The sequence below is a fragment of the Allomuricauda sp. d1 genome (genome assembly GCF_039592695.1).
Taxonomy (GTDB): Bacteria; Bacteroidota; Bacteroidia; order Flavobacteriales; family Flavobacteriaceae; genus Flagellimonas_A.
Map to the genome: position 1 here is coordinate 323,916 of NZ_JBBUTK010000002.1, position 21,241 is coordinate 345,156.

27 protein-coding genes and 1 tRNA gene are annotated in these 21,241 nt (G+C 43.0%); 15 read left to right on the forward strand and 13 right to left on the reverse strand.

Features of this window, described 5'->3' with window-relative positions; genetic code table 11:
- Positions 1–18: 18 nt before the first annotated feature.
- Positions 19–1,431, forward strand: coding sequence for an MBL fold metallo-hydrolase (locus tag AAAH86_RS08470; RefSeq protein ID WP_343487850.1), 1,413 nt, complete (start codon positions 19–21; stop codon positions 1,429–1,431).
- A gap of 36 nt (positions 1,432–1,467) precedes the next feature.
- Here the strand turns inward: AAAH86_RS08470 and AAAH86_RS08475 are convergent, their stop codons facing one another.
- The 9 genes from AAAH86_RS08475 to AAAH86_RS08515 all read right to left on the reverse strand — a co-directional run bounded on the left by AAAH86_RS08475 (position 1,468) and on the right by AAAH86_RS08515 (position 8,198).
- Entirely contained in the window at positions 1,468–1,773 is a 306-nt protein-coding gene (locus AAAH86_RS08475; protein ID WP_343487137.1) for an antibiotic biosynthesis monooxygenase, read from the reverse strand.
- Between the two features lie 107 nt (positions 1,774–1,880).
- Positions 1,881–3,443 carry an amidohydrolase family protein gene (locus AAAH86_RS08480; RefSeq protein ID WP_343487138.1) on the reverse strand — a complete coding sequence of 521 codons (1,563 nt, stop codon included), beginning with the start codon at positions 3,441–3,443 and terminating at the stop codon, positions 1,881–1,883.
- Positions 3,444–3,513: 70 nt separating this feature from the next.
- Entirely contained in the window at positions 3,514–3,882 is a 369-nt protein-coding gene (locus tag AAAH86_RS08485; protein WP_343487139.1) for a nuclear transport factor 2 family protein, read from the reverse strand.
- Between the two features lie 11 nt (positions 3,883–3,893).
- Positions 3,894–4,637 (reverse strand): SDR family oxidoreductase, encoded by a 744-nt coding sequence (locus tag AAAH86_RS08490; protein WP_343487140.1) that lies wholly within the window; start codon positions 4,635–4,637, stop codon positions 3,894–3,896.
- A complete protein-coding gene (locus tag AAAH86_RS08495) occupies positions 4,634–4,837 on the reverse strand; it encodes a 4-oxalocrotonate tautomerase family protein (protein WP_343487141.1) in 204 nt (67 codons plus the stop codon). Before AAAH86_RS08495 ends, AAAH86_RS08490 begins: the two co-directional genes overlap by 4 nt.
- 116 nt (positions 4,838–4,953) lie before the next feature.
- A complete protein-coding gene (locus AAAH86_RS08500) occupies positions 4,954–5,550 on the reverse strand; it encodes a Crp/Fnr family transcriptional regulator (RefSeq protein ID WP_343487142.1) in 597 nt (198 codons plus the stop codon).
- A 5-nt stretch (positions 5,551–5,555) separates the two neighbouring features.
- Entirely contained in the window at positions 5,556–6,428 is an 873-nt protein-coding gene (locus AAAH86_RS08505; RefSeq protein WP_343487143.1) for a sterol desaturase family protein, read from the reverse strand.
- Between the two features lie 83 nt (positions 6,429–6,511).
- Positions 6,512–6,976 (reverse strand): monoheme cytochrome C, encoded by a 465-nt coding sequence (locus AAAH86_RS08510; RefSeq protein WP_343487144.1) that lies wholly within the window; start codon positions 6,974–6,976, stop codon positions 6,512–6,514.
- 1 nt (position 6,977) lies between these two features.
- Positions 6,978–8,198: a sulfite oxidase gene (locus AAAH86_RS08515; RefSeq protein ID WP_343487145.1), complete on the reverse strand. Its 1,221-nt coding sequence runs from the start codon at positions 8,196–8,198 to the stop codon at positions 6,978–6,980.
- A gap of 105 nt (positions 8,199–8,303) precedes the next feature.
- Between AAAH86_RS08515 and AAAH86_RS08520 the strand changes: the two genes are divergently transcribed.
- From AAAH86_RS08520 to rimK, 12 genes are all read left to right on the forward strand, one after another.
- Positions 8,304–8,861 (forward strand): YeeE/YedE thiosulfate transporter family protein, encoded by a 558-nt coding sequence (locus AAAH86_RS08520; protein WP_343487146.1) that lies wholly within the window; start codon positions 8,304–8,306, stop codon positions 8,859–8,861.
- Positions 8,862–8,865: 4 nt separating this feature from the next.
- Positions 8,866–9,279 carry a DUF6691 family protein gene (locus AAAH86_RS08525; protein WP_343487147.1) on the forward strand — a complete coding sequence of 138 codons (414 nt, stop codon included), beginning with the start codon at positions 8,866–8,868 and terminating at the stop codon, positions 9,277–9,279.
- A gap of 117 nt (positions 9,280–9,396) precedes the next feature.
- Entirely contained in the window at positions 9,397–9,795 is a 399-nt protein-coding gene (locus AAAH86_RS08530; RefSeq protein WP_343487148.1) for a response regulator, read from the forward strand.
- A gap of 53 nt (positions 9,796–9,848) precedes the next feature.
- Positions 9,849–9,920, forward strand: a tRNA-Arg gene (locus AAAH86_RS08535).
- A 30-nt stretch (positions 9,921–9,950) separates the two neighbouring features.
- The gene (locus tag AAAH86_RS08540) at positions 9,951–10,391 is read left to right on the forward strand and encodes a molybdenum cofactor biosynthesis protein MoaE (protein ID WP_343487149.1); all 441 of its coding nucleotides are present in this window, start codon (positions 9,951–9,953) and stop codon (positions 10,389–10,391) included.
- A gap of 163 nt (positions 10,392–10,554) precedes the next feature.
- Positions 10,555–10,980 carry a cyclic pyranopterin monophosphate synthase MoaC gene (gene moaC / locus AAAH86_RS08545; protein ID WP_343487150.1) on the forward strand — a complete coding sequence of 142 codons (426 nt, stop codon included), beginning with the start codon at positions 10,555–10,557 and terminating at the stop codon, positions 10,978–10,980.
- Positions 10,981–11,330: 350 nt separating this feature from the next.
- Complete coding sequence (locus tag AAAH86_RS08550; protein WP_343487151.1) at positions 11,331–12,779, forward strand: arginine decarboxylase; 1,449 nt, start codon at positions 11,331–11,333, stop codon at positions 12,777–12,779.
- Positions 12,780–12,861: 82 nt separating this feature from the next.
- Positions 12,862–13,803: an agmatinase gene (gene speB, locus AAAH86_RS08555; protein WP_343487152.1), complete on the forward strand. Its 942-nt coding sequence runs from the start codon at positions 12,862–12,864 to the stop codon at positions 13,801–13,803.
- Positions 13,793–14,767 carry a deoxyhypusine synthase family protein gene (locus AAAH86_RS08560; RefSeq protein WP_343487153.1) on the forward strand — a complete coding sequence of 325 codons (975 nt, stop codon included), beginning with the start codon at positions 13,793–13,795 and terminating at the stop codon, positions 14,765–14,767. The genes speB and AAAH86_RS08560 overlap by 11 nt, the downstream gene beginning before the upstream one ends.
- Positions 14,768–14,769: 2 nt before the next feature.
- Entirely contained in the window at positions 14,770–15,084 is a 315-nt protein-coding gene (locus tag AAAH86_RS08565) for a hypothetical protein (RefSeq protein WP_343487154.1), read from the forward strand.
- Positions 15,085–15,090: 6 nt separating this feature from the next.
- Positions 15,091–15,867 (forward strand): RMD1 family protein, encoded by a 777-nt coding sequence (locus tag AAAH86_RS08570; RefSeq protein WP_343487155.1) that lies wholly within the window; start codon positions 15,091–15,093, stop codon positions 15,865–15,867.
- 2 nt (positions 15,868–15,869) lie between these two features.
- Positions 15,870–17,258: a 30S ribosomal protein S6--L-glutamate ligase gene (gene rimK / locus AAAH86_RS08575; protein ID WP_343487156.1), complete on the forward strand. Its 1,389-nt coding sequence runs from the start codon at positions 15,870–15,872 to the stop codon at positions 17,256–17,258.
- Here the strand turns inward: rimK and AAAH86_RS08580 are convergent.
- Positions 17,230–18,189 carry an NAD-dependent epimerase/dehydratase family protein gene (locus AAAH86_RS08580; RefSeq protein ID WP_343487157.1) on the reverse strand — a complete coding sequence of 320 codons (960 nt, stop codon included), beginning with the start codon at positions 18,187–18,189 and terminating at the stop codon, positions 17,230–17,232. The two genes, rimK and AAAH86_RS08580, sit on opposite strands and share 29 nt — an antisense overlap.
- 158 nt (positions 18,190–18,347) lie before the next feature.
- Between AAAH86_RS08580 and AAAH86_RS08585 the strand changes: the two genes are divergently transcribed.
- Positions 18,348–18,848 (forward strand): hypothetical protein, encoded by a 501-nt coding sequence (locus AAAH86_RS08585; RefSeq protein ID WP_343487158.1) that lies wholly within the window; start codon positions 18,348–18,350, stop codon positions 18,846–18,848.
- Positions 18,838–19,338, forward strand: coding sequence for a nuclear transport factor 2 family protein (locus tag AAAH86_RS08590; RefSeq protein WP_343487159.1), 501 nt, complete (start codon positions 18,838–18,840; stop codon positions 19,336–19,338). The genes AAAH86_RS08585 and AAAH86_RS08590 overlap by 11 nt, the downstream gene beginning before the upstream one ends.
- Here AAAH86_RS08590 and AAAH86_RS08595 read toward each other — a convergent pair.
- The 3 genes from AAAH86_RS08595 to AAAH86_RS08605 form a co-directional block, all read right to left on the reverse strand.
- Entirely contained in the window at positions 19,335–19,805 is a 471-nt protein-coding gene (locus AAAH86_RS08595) for a nuclear transport factor 2 family protein (protein ID WP_343487160.1), read from the reverse strand. The genes AAAH86_RS08590 and AAAH86_RS08595 overlap by 4 nt on opposite strands.
- 120 nt (positions 19,806–19,925) lie before the next feature.
- Entirely contained in the window at positions 19,926–20,624 is a 699-nt protein-coding gene (locus AAAH86_RS08600) for a hypothetical protein (protein ID WP_343487161.1), read from the reverse strand.
- 126 nt (positions 20,625–20,750) lie between these two features.
- Positions 20,751–21,122, reverse strand: coding sequence for a hypothetical protein (locus AAAH86_RS08605; RefSeq protein WP_343487162.1), 372 nt, complete (start codon positions 21,120–21,122; stop codon positions 20,751–20,753).
- Positions 21,123–21,241: the final 119 nt, after the last annotated feature.

Consider the following 21,241-nt stretch of genomic DNA (forward strand, 5'->3'; position numbering starts at 1 on the left):
GATTGAGATAGTAAGATGATGAACATAGAACAGATATATACCGGATGTTTGGCCCAAGGGGCCTATTACATTGAAAGTGAAGGCGAGGTCGCCATTGTTGACCCCTTACGTGAGGTAAAACCCTACTTGGAAAGGGCGATTCGTGATAATGCCAAGATCAAGTACATATTTGAAACGCATTTTCATGCTGACTTTGTGAGTGGCCACGTGACACTTTCAAAAGAGACTGGCGCACCGATTGTTTTTGGGCCCAATGCCAATCCCTCTTTTGATGCCATTATTGCTGAAGATGGCCAAGAGTTCAAATTGGGAAAAGCGACCATTGTGGCCCTGCACACCCCCGGACATACTATGGAAAGCACCACCTATTTGCTTCGGGATGAAAACGGAAAAGACCACGCCATTTTTAGTGGCGACACTTTATTCTTGGGCGATGTGGGGCGACCCGATTTGGCTCAAAAAGCGGCCAATATGACCCAAGAAGAATTGGCGGAAACACTATACGATAGCCTACGCAACAAAATAATGCCCTTAGCCGATGACGTGGTTGTGTATCCCGCCCACGGTGCGGGCTCTGCCTGTGGAAAGAACATGATGAAAGAGACCGTTGATACCCTTGGCAACCAGAAGAAAATGAACTATGCGCTTCGAGAAGACATGACCAAAGACGATTTTGTGAAAGAGGTCACAGATGGACTCTTGCCTCCCCCACAATACTTTCCGCTCAACGTTAAAATGAACAAAGAAGGCTACGAAGATATTGACGACATTTTGGAGCGTGGCACACAAGCCCTTGCCCCAGATGCTTTTGAGGCCGCTGCCAATGAAACCGGTGCGGTGGTACTAGATGTAAGGCATCAAGATGATTTTGCCAAAGGGCACATTCCCCGGTCGATATTTATTGGTATTGATGGAAGTTTTGCCCCATGGGTCGGCGCATTGATCGGTGATGTGGAGCAGACCATTTTATTGGTTGCTGACAAGGGCCGTGAAGAAGAGGTGGTCACCCGACTCTCCCGTGTTGGTTTTGACAAGACTTTGGGGTATTTAGAAGGCGGATTTGAAGCCTGGAAATCCGCCGCCAAGGAATACGACACCGTGAGTTCTGTGGATGCCAATACCTTTAAAAAGGCAGTGGAAGATGAAAAAGCTCCGGTTTTTGATGTGCGAAAGCCCGATGAGTTCAGTGCTGAACATGTAGAAGATGCCCATAGCACCCCGCTTGACTTTTTGAACGACCATCTATCTGAATTTCCATCTGAAGAAAATTTTTATGTGCACTGTGCGGGTGGCTATCGTAGTATGATAGCGGCTTCAATCCTTAAAAGTAGGGGCATTCATAATTTGGTCGATGTGGCTGGGGGTTTTGCCGCCATGAAAAAGGCAGGGGTCGAAAGCACCGATTTTGTTTGCCCGACCACTCAAAAGTGATTTGTGTCGGTTTTCTTTTCCGGAAACTGTTTTTGGTTAGCCATCGCTGAGTGTGATGCTTTCATAATGGGTAACGGAGCACTCTCCCACATACCTTTCCATTCCCTTTGGAATATGTGCCTGGTTCCAATTTTCTCCAGCAAATGCAATCAAATCCTTTTCACTTTCCCACTGTGAGACCATAACAAATTCTTCCGGATTCCATTGGGTAGGGCGTCCAATCTCAAGGGAAATCAATCCCTTATAATTTTTGACCACAGGAACGGAAACTTCCTTGAACTTAATTTCAAATTCTTCGTGCAATGCTGTGGGTATGGTGGCTTTGAATATTCTGATAATCATAATGTTCGATTTTTATGAAGGGGTTTGACAAGACAATTTTATGCTTCTTTCTTGAAAGAGCATGCACTCGTTGTCCTCAATTATCCTGAGGCACTTTCTTGGCCCTATCAATCGGCAAATTGTACCCTGATCAAAGGGCTGCCAAGAAGACTGAAAAGCGCCTTAACATTCATGTGAAAGCTGGAGGCAATAGCTTTTGTAAAGTTTTTTAACTCCTCTATTTTCTCCGAATCATAATAGGTGCCATTTATGATAACAGCATAAATTGTACTTGAGTTGGCTATGTTTTCCAATGGATTCTCGTTCAAAATAACCAAATCGGCGGTTTTGCCAATTTCTATACTTCCATAATCCATATCCATTTTAGCAAACTTTGCAGGAATAATGGTTGCACTTTGCAGTGCTTCTAAGTTTGACAAACCGCTATTGGTTAGCTCTTTCAATTCGGCATGCAAACTAAATCCAGCGAAAACATAGGAATCTGTTACATCCGTCCCTGTCATAATGGGTACGCCAATAGCCTTGGCCATTTTAATTTGCTCTTTGGATTTTTTATAAAAAGCAACACTTACCCCTTTACTGTCCCCAGATACATTTCGCTTTGTATTGTTTTTCACATCCATATCCCACCATAGTTTTTTTCTAATGGTCGTGATGTAATTTAGGTTTTGATTTTCTAGAAAAGAAGGATTATGTGCGTATGCTTCAAATTTCAAAGTTTGCAACGTAGGTACCCAGTGCGCATTATGTCTTTGCATTAGCTCCATCAAGCTACTTGCAATTTTAGGATTAAACTCTTCAACCATTGATTTCTTTGATTCGGTATAAAAACTTTTCCAATTTTTTACAGTACGTAGGCTGTCAGCATTTGGAAAGGATTCGAACATAAAGATGCGTCCATGTTCAAAGCTTCTTTGGCCCAACAAAATGGCATCTTCAAGACTCGTGAACATGGGTTTATGACCTGCAAGGTGGAGCCCATACCCCGGTGCTTTTATGGCAAGTTGTTCATAGATTTTAGGGGGTATTTGCTGGTATATTTTAATGAAGTCTACTTTTTCATTTTTGTAAAACCCCAAGAGAGAATCGACGTCCTCGGGCTCTTGTAGTTTAAAAAAATCAGGAAAACCGCCCGGAACGGATGAAGCCCCATCTATTTGGTAACTGCTTTGCAATACATAACGGGGCATCACCCTTTTGTTTTCATTCAACTCGGCATTCCATGTCAAGCGCTCTTTACTGCCCACCCAATAACTGTCTCTACGGTTGAGCTGACCTGACATATCTCTAACTCCGGTCACCCCATTGGCAATAAAAATGGGGTGATGGAGCCAGGGAGAATGCTGTGTTGAATGCGTATGCATATCCCAAAGACCGGGAATCAGATATTGGTTTGAGCCATTGATTACCAATGAATTGGGGTAATCTCCCAAATCTGGAACACTATCAATTTGACTTATGATATTATGTTCTATCAAAACATCGCGGTTCTCTAAAATGCTGCCCGATTCAACATCAACAATGTTGATTGATCTAATGATGATAGTATCATGTTTTATGGGCGGTTCCAAGTCTGGCATCGGCCAGAAATAAGCTGAGATTACGACCAGTACCAACAGGGTAAAGAATACCGCTAAGCCTTTTAAAAACTTCAATACCCGCTTTTTCATAGTAATGTACCGATTTGAATAAAGACGCTTTAGAACAAAAAATGTAACCAAACCCTTCGCAATCGACTATCTAGTCTACGTGGGTAAAAATCTTATTTACAATTTTCCATTCCCCATTCAATTTAGATAATGACAAGTAATCGTAATAATTATAACCCAACATGGGAACATGCAATTTTACCATGGCAATTTTCCCCATGATATCTACTCCGACAATTTCCATTTTTGGGGTTTCGTTCAAATCATTGGGACTTTGTCTTTCTTTTACACCAATGAGATATTCTTCGACGCTTTTTAGGTAGTCAACACCCTTTATGTCTCCATAAATAAACATGTTTTCATGAAAACAAGACTTAAGTTTAGAGGTGTCCCCAAAGAATATTCCATCAAAATAATTGACAATTAAACTCTCGATTTCTTTTATATTTTCGCTGTACATAGTTTTAGATTTTAAAGCGCATGGCCAACCGTATGGCCACCTGCTACGTTGATTGTTTCTCCTGTAATAAAATCAGCCGTTGCCAAATAGTAGGCTGCTTCCGCTATTTCTTCTGCCTCTCCAATTCGATTGAGCAGGTGCAGACCAGCAAGGCTATCGGCATCCTCAACACCTATTTTACCCTGTAAAGGACTTCTAATGATACCAGGTGCAATGGTATTGAATTTGATATTGTTCTTGCCAAACTCCGCGGCCAATTGACGCGAAAGGGCATGAATGGCTCCTTTACTGGTAATTGGGGCAGTGGCCGGAAAGCCGGCAATAGCATGATCCACCAGTACAGTCCCTATGTTGATGACTGCTCCACTGTTTTGTTTTATCATTTGCGGAACTGCAGCCTGAGTCGTGAAAAAAGTTCCTTTCAAGTTAACGTTCCAAAAAAGATCAAGGTCATCTTCGGCCACCTCAAGAAAGGGTTTGGGTTGAAAAACCCCGGCGTTGTTGATAAGGATATCTATGCTGCCGAATTTTTCAAGGGCCAGATTTACGAGCTTTTGTCCTGTTTCTTTTTTGCTGATATCACCTACCATAAGGATGGCATTGGTTGGTGATCCCATGGAATGAAATGCTGCTTTGAGATTCTCTTCGTTGGAGGAATTCATGACTACATTACTACCTTTTGTAATAAAGTAGGCCGCTATGGCTTCTCCCAGTCCTGATGAGGCTCCTGTAATAATTACCGTTTTGTCTTTCATGATTTGAATTTTTTAGAATTTGAATATTGTTTGGCATCAACTCCCCAATTATCAATGGGGATTTCATCAATAACCACATGGGTGGTCTGAGGGTTCTTGTCCAATACGTCAACCAACAGTTGGGTGGCCCCTAAAATCAATTGACGCTTTTGCTCTTTGGTTACGTTTTCATCGGTAACCTTAATGTTGATATATGGCATCTTCTAAAATGTTGAATTATGCCACAAAGTTGAAGTGAAAATTGCCTGTGGGTAAGGACGTATGTCACCATTTTAGAGTGAGGTATATCACAATCGTTGAGGTAAGGGATATCGATTCACGAGTCTAGTCTGCTCAGGGTTTCCCTGGAGACACCCAAATAGGAAGCGATGAGCTTTTTTGGAACCCTTTGAAAAAGTTTGGGGTACTGTTCCAGAAGCAGGTCGTAACGTTCCTTGGCCGAATTTTTTAAAAGGGAAAGAATCCTGTTTTGGAGCGCGATGCGACCGAATTTACTTTTTTTGGACCAAAACCGCTCCATTTTATGCATTTGTGCAGTAAGCTTATCTCGATTTTCAAAAGATATGTAGAGCAACTCGCAATTTTCCAAACAGTCGATATAAATTTTTGAGGGAGTCTGTTTTACGAATGATTCGTAATCTGTGATCCACCAATGCTCCATGGCAAAACGAAGAATGTGTTCTTTGCCATTGTCATCTAAAAAATAACTTTTGACACATCCTTTAAGTATCCAATATTCCTTTTTGACGAACTCGCCCTCCTGCACAAGATATTGATGCTTGCGCTTTTTGATTGGTTCAAAATGGCTTAAAACAAATTCGAATTCGTCATCCGTAAGATCAATGATTTCTTCTATATGTTGCCGCAGAGGATGTATCATTCCTAAGTACAGAAAACCTGTTATCAGTAGCAATTTAATTATTTCCTTCTGGAAAACCCATACACCAATTGCCTCCAAAAGGTTTTGGGCATTTTATCATCCCCGGGATACCCCAATGTGATTTTGCCTCCATCTTCAGGAATGTAATTGGTCCTAAAAAGATAGTCCCAAAGGCTGAGGCTAAGTCCAAAGTTCACCGCATATTTTCCTTCCGGAAGCACATAAGAATGATGGTACAGATGCATCACGGGATTGTTAAAGATATATTTCAACGGCCCATAAGTGAGCTTGATGTTGGCATGGTTTAGATGCCCAATGGCGATTGCGGCAAAATGCACAACATAGGCCTGTTCGGGCTCAAAGCCGCCCAAAAGCATGATTCCAAGGGTCTTCAAGGGTTTGTATAGAATGTTTTCCATCCAGTGGTAACGCAAATGGGCGGCAAACCCCATTTCTTTGACACTATGGTGTACTTGGTGAAACCGCCAAAAAAGTGGCACTCTGTGCAAGGCGATATGAGTGAGCCACTGCACAAAATCCAACAGTACAAAGAAGACCAACAGTTGTGCCCATAAGGGCCATGGGGAAAAATCGATAATGGCCAAACTTTGTTGGGTGATGCTAAGGTCAGAAAAGAACACTTCAAAAATGTTGTACACTCCTTGGATGATGATGGCGAAAATGAAGAAGTTGAAAAACATGTAGAAGGCGTCCAACCAAAAATCTTTTCTGAAAACGGACTGCTCTTTACGCCACGGAAAAACGATTTCCAACAACCAAACCAGCAATGAAATAGCAATCAACCCCCAAAAATAATTGGTGTACCAAGGCACTTCAAACACAACGGATTTATAGGTGTAATTCACCGTGCCTGTAAATCCTTTGATAAATGCATCTAAATACGTTTCCATTAAACCGTGTTGTCATTTCTGTATGTCACCCTAAGCGCACCTTGCCTACCGGCAGGATCGGCAGGTAGAAATGAAAAAGTTCGCTACTGTTCCAATTCATACCACTCGACATCAGTCAGGTTTTGCCGCCGCCCCTTTTTTCCTGGGCCATAGTTTTTTGCCAAATAGGCAACAATCAGTTCACGGTTCTTGCCCAAATCCCACAGGTTTTGGGTCTCTTGCATCCAAGTGATAGTGGCATCCCACCCCTTGGCGCTCAATTTATTTTGGGTCACCAAATTTGCAGAATGGCAACTGGTACAGTTTTGAATGACCAACTGCATGCCGTTATCATCGACAAAACCTGTAGCTACATGAATACCATTTTCAACTTTGTCGAAATCATCAGGTGTAACTTCCAAAACTTCGATTGTTTTTGGTTTTTTCCTTAGGATTTCTGGGTGGGAGTTGAAGTAAAATAGTCCACCAAAAAATACCAAGAGCAATAAAATGAAACCCCAGAGGGCCTTGTAAACCATCGAAACCTGCTTTTCAAAAGGTGTTTTCATGTTACACCACTTTTACTGCGATTCGATGACAGGCATTGTTCAAATATCCTTTGGGATTCCAACCGGGCAACACCATGGGCTGGCTTTTTCTTCGGCTATCTGTGGCCCGAGCCCATACCTCGTAATACCCCTTTTTTGGGAAGATTACTTGTGCCTTGAAATGCTGCCACGCTAAGCGATTGGTAGGTTTTGACAAGGTGCATGAACGCCACGTGCTTCCAAAATCAATGGAATACTCCACTTTGGAAACTTCCAGCTCCCCGGCCCAAGCATGGCCGTTGATGTTCAACGATTTTTTATTGGTCAGCATAGCACCAGATTTCGGATGGGTGATCAATGATTTCACGGGCATCGATTCAATGATGCACATGTTTTCGTCGTCAACCTTGCTGCCAGGGGCAACCGTTTCGCAAGGCACCCTATACGAGGTGCCTCCCATTTTGGAACCATCGTGCACTTTGTTGCGTACACTGATCCGGTTCACCCATTTTCCTGAAGCCGATGCCGGCCAGCCACCGCAGACCAAACGTAACGGAAAACCGTGTGCCAAGGGAATAGCATCTCCATTCATTTTAAAAGCCAAAAGGGTCTCGTCTTGCAGTGCCTTTGCCATCGGAACCCCCCTTGAAATGGGTTCTTTGTTGGGGTCACCGCTTAAATGGGTATCGACAGCGTGATAGCCAATATAGACCGCACCAGACGTAATGCCGACGTCCTCTAAAACATCGAGTAGGCGAATGCCTGTCCATTCAGCACAAGAGACTGCACCGACCGTCCATTGGTTGCCCTTCGCTGGTGGATTAAACTCTGCTCTGCCGTTACCGCCGCATTCCAACGTCAGTTGATAGGTATGGGTTTTAAATTTCGATTTCAATTCTTGAAGTGTGTATGTTTTTGACCGATTTACTGCTTCTCCATCAATAGTCAATGACCATGTATTAGCGTCAATATTGGTTGGAATTTTTCCGTTATTGCGAATGAACATGTATTTGTTGGGGGTTACCGCATCGTTTAATAAGTGGGCCTTGGCCTCAATGTTCCATGGGCGGTCGTTGAGCACGGTCATTTCAGAATCCTTCTTGAACATTTTGAAAGGGTCAGGGTCTTGCAAGGCAAGGGGAATATAGGTTTCTGGAATTTTCTTGCCAAAAACAATGGGTGCGCCAAGCATACTGCCCATGGCCGTTAAAGAAAGAGTGCCCGTAAATTTTCTTCTATCCATATACGAAACCAGTCAGGTTAAATATAAGGGTTATTGGCAAACATGTCATGTAACTGATGTTACACAAATTCGATTACATTTAGTGTTACTTTGAAAAACGGATGTATGGAAGTATTTATGAAACCATGGCCGTGGTACGTGGGTGGGCCATTGATAGCCCTCACCATGGCGGTACTCATTTTGTTGGGAAAACGATTCGGGATGTCATCCAACCTCAGAACACTTTGCACCATAGCTGGGGGGAATAAGGCTGCTGCCTTTTTTCAATTTGATTGGAAGGCCCAGCGTTGGAACTTGATGGTCGCCTTGGGGGTGTTGCTGGGCGGATTTATCGCCAAAAACTATCTCACAGCAGACGAAGCCGTACTCATTAACCCAAAATCACAAGAAAAGTTACAACAACTCGGTTTTTCAAGTGCTGGGGAAGCCTATATGCCGGAAGAATTTTTTGCCATTGAAGCGTTGGCAGAGCCCAAGGTATGGGCGATATTATTGATTGGAGGTTTTTTGGTGGGTTTTGGGGCACGCTATGCAGGTGGTTGCACCTCTGGGCATGCCATTTCGGGCTTGAGCAACCTGCAGTTGCCCTCGTTGATTGCGGTAATCGGCTTTTTTGTCGGCGGTTTGGTGATGGTGCATTTTTTGTTTCCCTTGATATTTTAAACGAATGAAGCGTATTATCTATTTGGTGGTCGGCGTGTTTTTTGGCATTGTACTTTTTAAATCGGAAGCGGCATCGTGGTTCCGAATTTATGAAATGTTCCAGTTCGACAGTTTTCACATGTACGGTATAATGGGCTCCGCTTTGGTCTTGGGGGTGGTGTTTACCCAAATGGTGAAGCGCACGAGGGCAAAATCAATTTTTGGTGAGCAAATCGTTATTACGGATAAGGATAAATCCTTTTGGCGTTATGCCATTGGGGGAACGTTGTTCGGCCTGGGGTGGGCCTTGGCCGGGGCATGCCCCGGCCCCATGTATGTTTTGGCGGGAGCGGGATTTTGGCCCATATTGATTGTCATTTTCGCCGCCCTCTTGGGTACATTCGTTTATGGGCTTCTAAAACCAAAATTGCCGCATTAGGCATGAAGCATAAAATTGCATCACACACTGTTTTTGTTGCAAAACAACGATAATCATTTTTCAGTCTGATGAAAGATGTTAGATTTGCGGAGTTCTCCGAGTCTTAAACTTCAACTCATGAAGCTTAACATTTGTATCATCGACGACGATTTGGTTTCGCAATTTGCCACTCAATATTGCATCGAGCAATATGACGGTGATTTCAATATTACATCGTGCGGCAGTGCCGAAGAAGGATTGATGTATTGTGCCAAGCTTATTGAAAACAAAGATGAATTGCCCAACATCATCTTTCTGGATTTGGTCATGGGTGATATGGATGGATGGGCCTTTTTGGAAAACCTCAAGCTCATTGCCGAAGGGCATCGACAACCTGAAGTTTATGTGCTCTCAGCCTTCACCAATTCAAAAGACCGGGCCATCGCCAAAGAAAACCCTTTAATTGCAGGCTATTTTGACAAGCCTTTGACCAATACCAGCCTGAATAAGGTTTTTGAGAAGAAACTGAGCAAATAGACTGTCGGTCGTTAAGGCAGAATCCATAAATAACATATTTTTGCTATTTCTTTGGCCCCGTAGTTCAATGGATAGAATAGAAGTTTCCTAAACTTTAGATGCAAGTTCGATTCTTGCCGGGGCTACTTTTCTTATTTTAGAGGTAAAATCCTGCCATGCAAGCTAAAATCAAAAACGTTTTTATCCAAGGGGCTATTTCTCCTGAATTCATCGCAAACTCCATTGCCAAGCACCAGTCAAAGACACAGATTGGCGCCCATGATATTTTTTTGGGGCAGGTACGTGCCGATGAGATAGATGGCAAAACAATTTCGGCGATTGAATACACGGCCTATGAAGAAATGGCCAACCAGAAATTCCATGAGGTTCGAGAAGCCACTTTTGAAAAGTTTGACCTGACCTGTATGCACATCTACCATAGTCTTGGCAAAGTGGCCGTAGGTGAAATCTGTTTGTTCGTTTTTGTTTCCTCTCCACATAGAAAGGAAGTTTTTGAAGCCTTGCACCATGTGGTGGAGGAAATCAAAAAAGAAGTTCCCGTTTTTGGAAAAGAGTTGTTCGAAGATGATTCGTTCCAGTGGAAAGTAAACACATAGCCTGATAAAATTTTTATGATTGCTCTTTTGTATAGACTATTTTTGATGCAGCATCAGGTAGAACTGACGATAGTAGCCGTAGCTACTTGAGGAAATTCTCAACGCAATGATGCGCAAAGAGACATAGAAAAATAATTGATAAAGATAACAACAGGCTCTTCTCATGGTCGATATCACCCAAAAAGAGAATACCCATCGAACGGCAATCGCCCAAGCGATGGTCAAAGTAGGTTCCTCAGATACCATTAGGGCTATTGAAAACAAGACCGTTCCCAAGGGTGATGTGTTTGCCATGAGCAAAGCAGCGGGATTTTTGGGCATCAAAAAGACCCCCGAACTATTGCCTGATTGCCATCCACTGCCGATTGAGTATGCCGGTATCGAGTACGAAATTGACGGATTGAACATCATTATCAAGGTCACTGTGAAGACGTTTTATAAAACCGGGGTAGAGGTTGAGGCCATGCACGGTGCCAGTGTGGTGGCATTGAATATGTACGACATGCTGAAACCTATTGACAAAACTATTGAAATACAGCAGGTTAAGTTGTTGAAAAAAACTGGAGGAAAGTCTGATGTTGGCTTATAATTCGTTTTCTTCGCTGAACTATTGGGCGTATCTCCCATAGCCATAATTATTTTTCACTTTTTGTTGCACGTATTGTTTTTTTGATTTCTTTTGCGGCGTTTTTTAGCTGAACAATTGAAATTGGTTTCTTTGTTCGGGTCTTCGGCAGTGAGGAAGTCAATCGCCAAGACAGCCCTCAGATGGGGCAACCGAAAATTAAAGCTAGCTTCCGCTGTTTTATCTACGATTTTGGGTAGCCAACACCCCTATTTTTTTGTTCCCACAACAGAAAGACAGATTATTATTTGAGATGGAATAAACTTCATGTTGCCATCACATTTACATAATAATCAAACTGCATTTTTACTTTAATGAACACAAAATATAGCGACCTAATTGGTCAAACCTATGAATTTCCGCAAGAAGAATTCTCATTGAGCGACGATTCACTGGAGTTTCACGGCGTTCCACTGCAACAGTTGGTTCAAGAATATGGAACACCCTTAAAATTCACGTATCTACCCAAGATTTCTGAAAACATCAATCGGGCAAAAAAATGGTTTTCAAAAGCGATTCAAGAGCTCGATTACAAAGCGACCTATAACTATTGCTACTGTACCAAAAGCTCCCATTTCAACCATGTGCTGAACGAAGCGCTAAAGAACGATATCCATATTGAGACCTCATCGGCCTTTGATATTGAAATTGTAGAAAATCTAAAACAACAGGGCCGAATCACTGGTGAGACTTTTGTGGTCTGTAATGGCTTTAAGCGAGAGCGGTACATAGAAAACATAGCACGGCTCATCAACAAAGGGCATCAAAACTGCCTTCCCGTCATTGATAATTACGAGGAACTGAATCTGCTTACAGAGGCCATTGACAAATCGTTTCAAATTGGTATTCGCATTGCTTCTGAGGAGGAACCAAAATTTGAGTTCTACACCTCACGATTGGGCATTGGCTACAAGAATATTGTTCCGTTTTACGAAAAGCAAATAAAGAACAATGAACAGGTAGAGCTCAAAATGCTCCATTTCTTTATCAATACGGGTATTCGAGACAATGCGTATTACTGGAACGAGTTGATGAAATGTTTAAAGGTATATGTACGCCTGAAAAAGATATGCCCTTCACTGGATAGTCTCAACATTGGCGGTGGTTTCCCCACCAAAAACTCCTTGGCTTTTGAGTTCGATTATGAATATTTGGTCTACGAAATCGTCAACCAGATAAAACTGGCCTGTGATGAGGCCGAAGTGCCCGTACCCCATATTTTTACCGAGTTTGGCAGTTTTACCGTTGGCGAAAGTGGCGGGGCCATTTACAAGGTGCTCTATCAGAAACAGCAGAACGATCGAGAAAAATGGAATATGATCGATTCATCTTTCATTACCACACTGCCCGATTCTTGGGCCATAAACAAGCGCTTTATCATGTTGCCCATCAACCGATGGAACGAGGAATATGAGCGTGTGCTTTTGGGAGGTCTCACTTGCGATAGCGATGATTATTACAATAGCGAACAGCACATGAATGCCATTTATTTGCCCAAGTTCAAAAAGGACAAGCCCCTTTATATCGGATTTTTCAATACCGGGGCCTACCAAGAGACCATTGGCGGATTTGGAGGGTTGCAGCATTGCCTGATTCCACACCCAAAACATTTGTTGTTGCAACGTGATGCCGAAGGAAAGCTTGAAATATCACTTTTCAGGGCGCAGCAGACCGCCGCTCAGATGCTCGATATCTTGGGTTACGAAAAGCAATACGAAAACAAAGAAATAAATGCTACTGCCGAAAAGGTAGCTATGCAATGATTCGAATTTAGCTATTGCCCCCTCGAGGGGGATTTTAGAGATGTCAGCAATTTAAAATATCCACTCATTTATTAAAAACATAGTGAAAACAACAAAAAATTATGCGGGCATACCTGATGGGTTTGCCCAAATTGACAAATCAAGAATTGTATTGATTCCGGTGCCCTATGATGGCACCAGTACATGGGGCAAAGGGGCAGATAAAGGTCCCCAAGCCTTTTTGGAAGCTTCAGAAAACATGGAGCTGTATGATATTGAAACCGATTCAGAAGTCTATCAAAAAGGCATTTTTCTGTCGGAGCCTGTTCTAGAGAACAGCAGCCCTGAAGCCATGGTGAACAAGGTACACGAAACCACCAAAAAATACATCAAACGGAATAAATTCGTGACCATTTTTGGTGGTGAACATTCCATCTCCATCGGAACCATCAGGGCCTTCAACGAATGTTTTGAAGACCTTACCGTGCTTCACATTGATGCCCATGCCGATTTGCGCGATTCGTATGATGGCACGAAGTACAATCATGCCTGTGCCGTGCACGAAGCCAGCAAGACCACCAATTTGGTTCAGGTGGGCATCCGCAGTATGGATGCCATTGAAAAAACCTTCATGGATAAGGAGAAAACGTTTTTTGCCCAAGAGATGGCCAATGATGAATTTTGGATGGACAATGTTTTGGAATTATTGGGAAAGAACGTATTCATCACTTTTGACCTTGATGCTTTTGACCCTTCCATCTGTCCGTCAACGGGTACTCCTGAACCGGGCGGCTTGCTTTGGTACGAAACCTTGGAATTCTTGAAAAGGGTTTTTGAGGAAACCAATGTGGTTGGGTTTGATATTGTTGAATTATGTCCAAATCCAAATGATAAATCGTCAGACTTTTTGGCCGCCAAACTGTACTATAAAATGTTGGCCTACAAATTCAATGACGCAATGGAAGAGACGGAAGCCGAAGGAATGTATGCAAAAGGCCTTGACACCTTTACCAACGCTCAAAAATTTGAATACGATGATGACTAAGGGGCCTATTTCACAATTTTTGGAGCACCATTTTTTGCACTTTAATGCAGCTGCGCTGGTCGATGCTGCCAAAGGGTATGAAACACAGCTTGAACATGGGGCAAAAATGCTGGTGTCTTTGGCAGGGGCCATGAGCACGGCCGAGTTGGGCAAGAGCTTTGCAGAAATCATCCGCCAGAACAAAGTAAACATTATATCATGTACGGGGGCCAATTTAGAGGAAGATGTCATGAACTTGGTGGCACATTCGCATTATAAGCGGGTGCCGAACTACCGCGATTTGACCCCCGAGGATGAATGGAATTTGCTGGAAAAAGGATTGAACCGGGTGACCGACACCTGTATTCCAGAAGAAGAGGCATTCCGAAGAATTCAAGAACATATCGTAAAAATTTGGAAAGATGCCGAAGCCAAGGGCGAACGGTATTTTCCACATGAGTTTATGTATAAATTGCTGCTTTCAGGAGTATTGAAAACGTACTATGAAATAGACCCCAAAGATTCTTGGATGTTCGCAGCTGCCGAGAAAAACCTTCCAATGGTGGTGCCCGGATGGGAAGACAGCACCTTGGGCAACATTTTTGCTTCCTATGTATTGAAAGGTGAACTGAAGGCGAGTACCATGAAATCGGGTATCGAATACATGGCCTTTTTGGCCGATTGGTACAGTGACAATTCAGGTAAAGGGATCGGCTTCTTTCAAATCGGTGGGGGCATCGCCGGTGACTTTCCCATCTGTGTGGTGCCCATGCTCTATCAAGATATGGAGCGTACCAATACGCCCTTTTGGAGCTATTTCTGTCAAATTAGTGACTCTACGACAAGTTATGGTTCGTATTCAGGTGCCGTGCCCAACGAAAAGATAACATGGGGCAAGTTAGGTATTGACACTCCAAAATTTATTATAGAAAGTGATGCGACCATTGTTGCGCCATTGATTTTTGCGTATCTTTTAGGTATCTAATTATGGACAGAAATTCGCATCTAAAAAGAGTAATTGTCGATTTCAAAAAATTGACTCCAGAAGTATTGAAGTTGACCGTACAACGCTACCCTGACGGCTATGACGATAGGGATATCATCTCATTTCGCAATGCCAGGGGTGAGCGTATTGAAGCGGTTGAGGTGTTGACCGAAGACACAAAATATTTGGTCAAGATCAGTGAAAAATTGGTATATACCATGGAGCATTACGACAAGAACGATTACGTTGATTTTGAGGAAGATGATCCAGATGCCGTGGTCGACCCCTTTGAAGCGGCAAAAGATGAAGAAGAGTAGCGACTGATGTATTCCGTTGTGGCCTATCAGTTTGCCGTTTCAATCGATTTGAAGCGTTGCAGGCAATCCATTGGTTTTGAAGTGGTTTTTAATGATAGCGACGAACTTTTTGTACGTCTATCCGATAAGAAATATGCCTATGTGTTTCAGTATGGCATGGTCTCTTTTTTTAATCTATCAAAGCAAGAGATTGATGACTTTTTTGTTTCATTGAGGCAGGTCTCGAAGGGTGTTTTTGGAGACCCATTTTCTGATGCCATTTCGGTGACCGTCGCAAACGGTAAAGATCTTGTCGGTTTCGGCCAGGTGCAGCTGAACGATTTTGATTCGGAAGCCATTCGTTTGGTAATGCTCAATGCATCACAGTCGGTAGCTCTGGACCGGTATGGCGAACTTACCGAAGATTTACTGTTGGACACCAATGCCCATACCAAGTATTTGGAACAAAAAGGGCGGTTGGATATCAAGGGCAACAAGCTCAAACGCTATATCGGTAAAACGCTCAACATCAAAAACCAGATTGCAGAGAACCTGTACATTTTTGATTCGCCAGAGGTCACTTGGGACAATGAACGGTTGAACAGACTGAACAGCAGTTTAAAGCAGACATTTGATCTCAAGGACCGCTATCGGCACATTCATGACCGTTTAGAAATCATCAATGAGAACCTACAACTTTTCAAGGATATCATGGACCATCGCGAAAGCAGCCGATTGGAGTGGATCATCATTATTTTGATTTTCGTTGAAGTGCTCGACCACTTTATCATTAGACTATTTTGAAAATGGATTTAGAAAACTTGCAGTTGATTGGCGCCGAAGAATGGTGCCATTTTGAGAGCTTGGGCATACCGGCCATCAAAGCACGCATTGATTCTGGGGCGAAGACATCCTCCATTCAAGCGCAACAAATCAAGATCATTAATAAGGGAGGCCATGAATGGGTCAGTTTTGAAGTGTTTCCGTTACAAGACAACCGAAGTATCAAACTGAACTGTGAGGCAAAACTTATTGACCGCCGTACTGTCAAAAGTTCACTGGGAATTTCTGAAGAACGTTTCGTCGTAAAAACCCCGGTGACCATTGGCGGACAGCAATTTGAAATTGAATTGACGCTTGCCGGTCGCGAAACTATGGAATACCGTATGCTTTTGGGGAGGGAGGCCTTAAAAGATCGATATGTGGTGAATCCAGCTTCCAGTTTTTTGCATGAAGCCATTTCAGATGTTGAGATCGAAGAACGTTATAGCGAACATATCAAGGAAAAAACCGGGCTCAAAATCGCTGTTTTGGCCAGCAATCCCGAATTGTACAGCAATAAGAGATTGATGGATGCCGGAAGGGCCCGTGGTCATGATATGGTGTTCTTGAACGTTGAGCATGTTTACATGAAGCTCGATGCCAATTCGCCAGAGGTACATTATCGCGGCGGTGACATTCTTAATGAATTCGATGCCATCATTCCGCGTATCAAGCCAGCCGTGACCTTTTATGGCTGTGCGCTCATACGTCAATTCGACAATTTAGGGGTGTTCTGTTTGAACAGTGCCGATGCCATTACCAAATCACGCGACAAACTTTATGCCTCACAGCTTTTTTCAAAAAATGATCTGCACATTCCCATCACCGGATTTGCCAAATCTCCGTTGGATACCAAAGACCTGATCAAAATGGTCAACGGGGCGCCATTGATCATTAAGTTGTTAGAGAGTACCCAGGGCAAGGGCGTCGTCTTGGCAGAGACCAACAAGGCTGCCGAGAGTGTCATCAATGCCTTTAAGAGTGTACAGGCCAATATTCTGGTTCAAGAGTTCATCAAAGAGGCCAATGGGCAAGACATCCGTTGTTTTGTGGTGGATGGAAAAGTAGTGGCCTCGATGCAGCGACAAGCACAAAGAGGTGAGTTTCGTGCCAACATCCACCAAGGTGGAAAAGCGTCGATCATCAAAATCACTTCAGAAGAACGAAAGTTGGCGGTCAAAGCAGCAAAGGCGATGAACCTTTTGGTTGCGGGGGTCGACATTATCCGTTCCAACAAGGGGCCATTGCTTTTAGAGGTCAACTCATCACCGGGATTGGAAGGCATTGAAAACTCTACCGGAAAAGATATCGCCGACATCATGATCCGATCAATCGAGAACAAGCTCAAGTTTCAGACTGCTGCTTCGTCTTGAGGTTTTTGAGCATTTCAGAAGTGGTTTTTTCCAAATCAAACTCGGGCTGCCATCCCCAGTCCTCTTGAGCTTTTGAATCATCGATTGATGAAGGCCAAGAATCCGCTATTTGCTGCCTAAAATCTGGAGCATAGCTGATTTCAAAATTAGGGACAGTACTTTTAATGCTTTGTGCTACCTCTTCAGGAGAAAAACTCATTGCCGAAAGATTGTACGAAGAACGGATGGTCAATTTCTTAGAATCGGCTTCCATAAGGGTCATAGTGCCCCGAATGGCATCGTCCATATACATCATGGGAAGCTTGGTGCCTTTGGAAAGAAAACAGGTGTATTGGCCTTCTTCCAGTGCTTTATGGTAGATTTCAACGGCATAGTCAGTAGTACCGCCTCCAGGCAGGGTTTTCCAACTGATCAACCCCGGATAGCGAACACTTCTCACATCGACCCCATATTTTTTGTGATAGTATTCGCACCATCTTTCACCTGACTGCTTGCTGATTCCGTATACAGTGCTTGGTTCCATTAAGGCGTTCTGGGGCGTGTTATCTTTTGGTGTGTTAGGGCCAAAAACGGCAATGCTCGAAGGCCAAAATACCTTGCTTATTTTTCCTTCCTTGGCCAAATTGAGCACATTGAACAAAGAATTCATGTTGAGGTTCCACGCCCGCATCGGAAACTTCTCTGCGGTGGCACTGAGCATGGCCGCCATCAAGTATATCTCATCAATTTCATAATGCATCACCGTGTCTTCGATGGCATCGTAGTCGGTGGCATCGAGCAGTTCAAAAGGGCCAGATTGCATGAGGGTGTCACTGCCGTTTCGAATATCGCTTGCTATGACGGTGGTGCCCCCAAAACGGTTTCGAAGTTCGAGGGTAAGCTCAGTGCCGATTTGACCGCAGGCACCAAGAATCAGAATGGGTTTTTGCATATAGAAAGGGCTTAATTCGCTCTTGGATAAACCACCTCGGGGCAGGCCCGCAAGGCATTAAAAGGAAATCAAGTTTAGTTTTCGACCTAAGCTCCGGAGCGCTAAAAATCTCGATTATCGAGTAAAGATAGCCTTTATTAAAATTTGTACATTGGCCCATGCAAAAAATCGTATCGTTAATGTGGATTATTTCGGCACTATTGTTAGGCTGCAATGGTGAAAAAAAAAATAAAGATGGAGGCGAAACAAAGACCGTTTCTTATGACTATAGAAAACTGCCCAAACGCATAGTTATCAACGAAAAAGCAAGTTCGATTCTCGATGATTGGGATGCTTTTGCGAATTTTTCAAGAAGCGTTGAGATTCTTTATCAGGCCAGAAACGACGAGGACCTAAAGCTTGCAGTAGATGATTTGATTGAAAAGGAGAAAGCATTGGCAGAATCAGAATACCCAGAAATCTTTGATAAATTACAGCTGAAGAGCCGGCAACGGGTCATCAAAACCTTTTTGTTGAAAACCCAGGCAGATTTATTGGGCAATAGAGACGCTACCGATTCCGCTGTAAGAATGATAGACGCCTACAATGCTTTTCGCAGCCAGTTCAATATGATCACCAACAATCCTTTGGATGTAAAAACCATTCTTGATGAAAACTAAGATTTTTGCTTTTTTGTTGATAGCCATCACTTTTTTTGCGAAGGGTCAAGAAATTGAAAAACAGCAGATTGACAAAGTACTTGATTCATGGCACAAAGCTGCCGCTGATGCGGATTTTGAAACTTATTTTGGCTTGATGGCCAAAGATGCCGTGTTTTTGGGTACCGATGCCACCGAGAATTGGCAAAATGAAGAATTCAAGAATTTTTCAAAACCTTATTTCGATAAGGATAAAGCATGGAGTTTTACTGCCGTTGAGCGTAATATTTATGTGGATGCCGAAGCCGGATACGCTTGGTTTGACGAGCTGCTCGATACCCAAATGAAGCTATGTCGGGGATCAGGAGTGCTTCATAAACTGAACGGGGAATGGAAAATCAAACACTACGTACTGTCGATTGCCGTGCCCAATGAAAACGTGGAAGCATTGGTGGCCATGAAGAAAGCCACAGATAGTATTCTGATCCAGAAATTAAAGGAACGAAACTAGTTAGAAACCATGCCTGATGCAGAGAATTTTGGTGGAGATTGCCACAGCACATTGACAATCATCCATTTGCCATTTTCTTTCATCAGACTAAGGTAATCGATGCCCCAAACTGCCCTGACCTTAGCATTTGCTGTTTTGTCAGAAACCTCAAACACAGTAATCTCCTTGGGAGAATCAGGACCGGTCCTACTTCCATCGGCGTTCCATTTCTTGGCCAATGCGATCAAATCGTCAAAGGGCATTTCAAGTTGTTGCGAATACGATTGCTTTTCGTCGTTGAAGTAAAACCCTGTTTTGCGAACGCTTTTGTGCACACTTCTGTACGCCAAAGTGGTGTCAGCCTCATAAAAAGTGTTGATATAATCAAGACATGCCGCCTTGACTTCGGCTATTTCAGTTTCAGTGTTTTGGGCAACCGCTACGGTGCCCACGAGCAAAAAGAAAAAATAATACAATGGCCGTTTCATTGGAGTGGTATTAATGGATTTCACCAAAAATAGCACATCCACCAAAAGGTTGGCAAAAAAGAACGTTAATCTTTTGATTGTCTGAGTACTATACCCCTTGCAGTTTAGAGGTGGCCCAGTTTAATCTTGAGTGGTTTCTGGGGCTTCTTTTCTCGACTCCAACGCCTGTTTGCTCAAACTTGCCAGATTAAAATTGGGATCCAGCTTCAAAGCTTCACCGATTGATGCAATGGCGGCATCAATGTCGTCTTTGTTCACGTTGTACTGCATTAATCCCTTTAAGTGATAAAACGCGGCCTTGAGGGGTACCTCATAGGGTTGTTGGCGTTCAAAAAAGGCATATTTCATGTCATCTTTTGAATTGGTGATGCCGTATTCAATGTTTTCTGCCGCCCCCGCGTTATCGCCCGTCTGTATTTTTAAATCAGCCAGCTCGTAGGCCAAATAGGCACTCGGGGTTCTTTTGAAAAGGGTTTCAAATTGTTCCAACGCCCTTTTTTGTTGCCCCAATGCCTTTAACGAGACCGCCTTTACCCGAATGGCGAGGTCAGAATCATTGGGATCGTTTTCAATGCCAATGGTATTCAGGGCCTGCAGGTGCTGATTGTTGTTCATATACACATAGGCCAAGGTGTCTTGTCGCTGTTTTGATGGTGCAATGACGTTCAAATGGGTCAATGCATTGATGACACCGTTGACATCGGCCTGCTTTCGCATTTCTTTATAAAATGCTTCATAATGTGTGAGAAGGGCATCGTTTGATTGCGCGTTCGCCAAAAAGCCAACCAAGAACAGCCCCAAAACCAATATTTTTTTCATCGACCTCAATATTTAGGTGCGCAAAACTAAAAAAATAATTGGTATTGTGCTGTTAAAGAGGTGAGTTCTAAAACAAAAAGGGATGTATTTCAGCACCCCCGATATTTGCTTTGTTCAATTTTTGGTTCAAACAGAAACCATGACATTCTGATTGTTGTATTTGAGCAACAAGCGTGAATAAAAAGCAAGACTTTTAACGTCTTTCTCAAGGCATGATTTCAAAAATCCGAAGAGATTTTTAAAGAAGATATTGACCGGCATGGTCTGCAAGGCGACATTTACGGTTGAAGGATCGTAATCATCGTCACTGACAATGACATCCATTTTTACGCGTTGCCGATCATAATCAATGTCCACACTGGCAGCATTGTAATGTTTTCGCAGCAGCACTTTGTGCAAATCTTGAAACTCATTTGGTATTTCTCCGCCAGCACAACTTCGGGCAATTAATTTTTCAATTTCCATCAAGATTCTCGTTGTCAATCTTGAAGTTTCCATAGCTATACCTTTTAATCGTATTTACATAAAGATAACAGCAAAATGTATAACTTGTTGAAATTCAACATCGTAATTAACAGGTTTTAAGGCAAAATGTTGTGAACAAGAGTATTTCTGTG

What these genes read in the sequence shown, in the direction of transcription:
- AAAH86_RS08580 (WP_343487157.1), bottom strand. Translation starts at nt 18,189, where the DNA reads ATGCAAAAACCCATTCTGATTCTTGGTGCCTGCGGTCAAATCGGCACT.
- AAAH86_RS08560 (WP_343487153.1), top strand. Translation starts at nt 13,793, where the DNA reads ATGATGACTAAGGGGCCTATTTCACAATTTTTGGAGCACCATTTTTTG.
- moaC (WP_343487150.1), top strand. Translation starts at nt 10,555, where the DNA reads ATGGTCGATATCACCCAAAAAGAGAATACCCATCGAACGGCAATCGCC.
- AAAH86_RS08505 (WP_343487143.1), bottom strand. Translation starts at nt 6,428, where the DNA reads ATGGAAACGTATTTAGATGCATTTATCAAAGGATTTACAGGCACGGTG.
- AAAH86_RS08520 (WP_343487146.1), top strand. Translation starts at nt 8,304, where the DNA reads ATGGAAGTATTTATGAAACCATGGCCGTGGTACGTGGGTGGGCCATTG.
- AAAH86_RS08540 (WP_343487149.1), top strand. Translation starts at nt 9,951, where the DNA reads ATGCAAGCTAAAATCAAAAACGTTTTTATCCAAGGGGCTATTTCTCCT.
- AAAH86_RS08480 (WP_343487138.1), bottom strand. Translation starts at nt 3,443, where the DNA reads ATGAAAAAGCGGGTATTGAAGTTTTTAAAAGGCTTAGCGGTATTCTTT.
- rimK (WP_343487156.1), top strand. Translation starts at nt 15,870, where the DNA reads ATGGATTTAGAAAACTTGCAGTTGATTGGCGCCGAAGAATGGTGCCAT.
- AAAH86_RS08475 (WP_343487137.1), bottom strand. Translation starts at nt 1,773, where the DNA reads ATGATTATCAGAATATTCAAAGCCACCATACCCACAGCATTGCACGAA.
- AAAH86_RS08490 (WP_343487140.1), bottom strand. Translation starts at nt 4,637, where the DNA reads ATGAAAGACAAAACGGTAATTATTACAGGAGCCTCATCAGGACTGGGA.
- AAAH86_RS08550 (WP_343487151.1), top strand. Translation starts at nt 11,331, where the DNA reads ATGAACACAAAATATAGCGACCTAATTGGTCAAACCTATGAATTTCCG.
- AAAH86_RS08590 (WP_343487159.1), top strand. Translation starts at nt 18,838, where the DNA reads ATGAAAACTAAGATTTTTGCTTTTTTGTTGATAGCCATCACTTTTTTT.
- AAAH86_RS08510 (WP_343487144.1), bottom strand. Translation starts at nt 6,976, where the DNA reads ATGAAAACACCTTTTGAAAAGCAGGTTTCGATGGTTTACAAGGCCCTC.
- AAAH86_RS08570 (WP_343487155.1), top strand. Translation starts at nt 15,091, where the DNA reads ATGTATTCCGTTGTGGCCTATCAGTTTGCCGTTTCAATCGATTTGAAG.
- AAAH86_RS08605 (WP_343487162.1), bottom strand. Translation starts at nt 21,122, where the DNA reads ATGGAAACTTCAAGATTGACAACGAGAATCTTGATGGAAATTGAAAAA.
- AAAH86_RS08495 (WP_343487141.1), bottom strand. Translation starts at nt 4,837, where the DNA reads ATGCCATATATCAACATTAAGGTTACCGATGAAAACGTAACCAAAGAG.
- AAAH86_RS08565 (WP_343487154.1), top strand. Translation starts at nt 14,770, where the DNA reads ATGGACAGAAATTCGCATCTAAAAAGAGTAATTGTCGATTTCAAAAAA.
- AAAH86_RS08525 (WP_343487147.1), top strand. Translation starts at nt 8,866, where the DNA reads ATGAAGCGTATTATCTATTTGGTGGTCGGCGTGTTTTTTGGCATTGTA.
- AAAH86_RS08530 (WP_343487148.1), top strand. Translation starts at nt 9,397, where the DNA reads ATGAAGCTTAACATTTGTATCATCGACGACGATTTGGTTTCGCAATTT.
- AAAH86_RS08515 (WP_343487145.1), bottom strand. Translation starts at nt 8,198, where the DNA reads ATGGATAGAAGAAAATTTACGGGCACTCTTTCTTTAACGGCCATGGGC.
- AAAH86_RS08485 (WP_343487139.1), bottom strand. Translation starts at nt 3,882, where the DNA reads ATGTACAGCGAAAATATAAAAGAAATCGAGAGTTTAATTGTCAATTAT.
- AAAH86_RS08600 (WP_343487161.1), bottom strand. Translation starts at nt 20,624, where the DNA reads ATGAAAAAAATATTGGTTTTGGGGCTGTTCTTGGTTGGCTTTTTGGCG.
- AAAH86_RS08585 (WP_343487158.1), top strand. Translation starts at nt 18,348, where the DNA reads ATGCAAAAAATCGTATCGTTAATGTGGATTATTTCGGCACTATTGTTA.
- AAAH86_RS08470 (WP_343487850.1), top strand. Translation starts at nt 19, where the DNA reads ATGAACATAGAACAGATATATACCGGATGTTTGGCCCAAGGGGCCTAT.
- AAAH86_RS08595 (WP_343487160.1), bottom strand. Translation starts at nt 19,805, where the DNA reads ATGAAACGGCCATTGTATTATTTTTTCTTTTTGCTCGTGGGCACCGTA.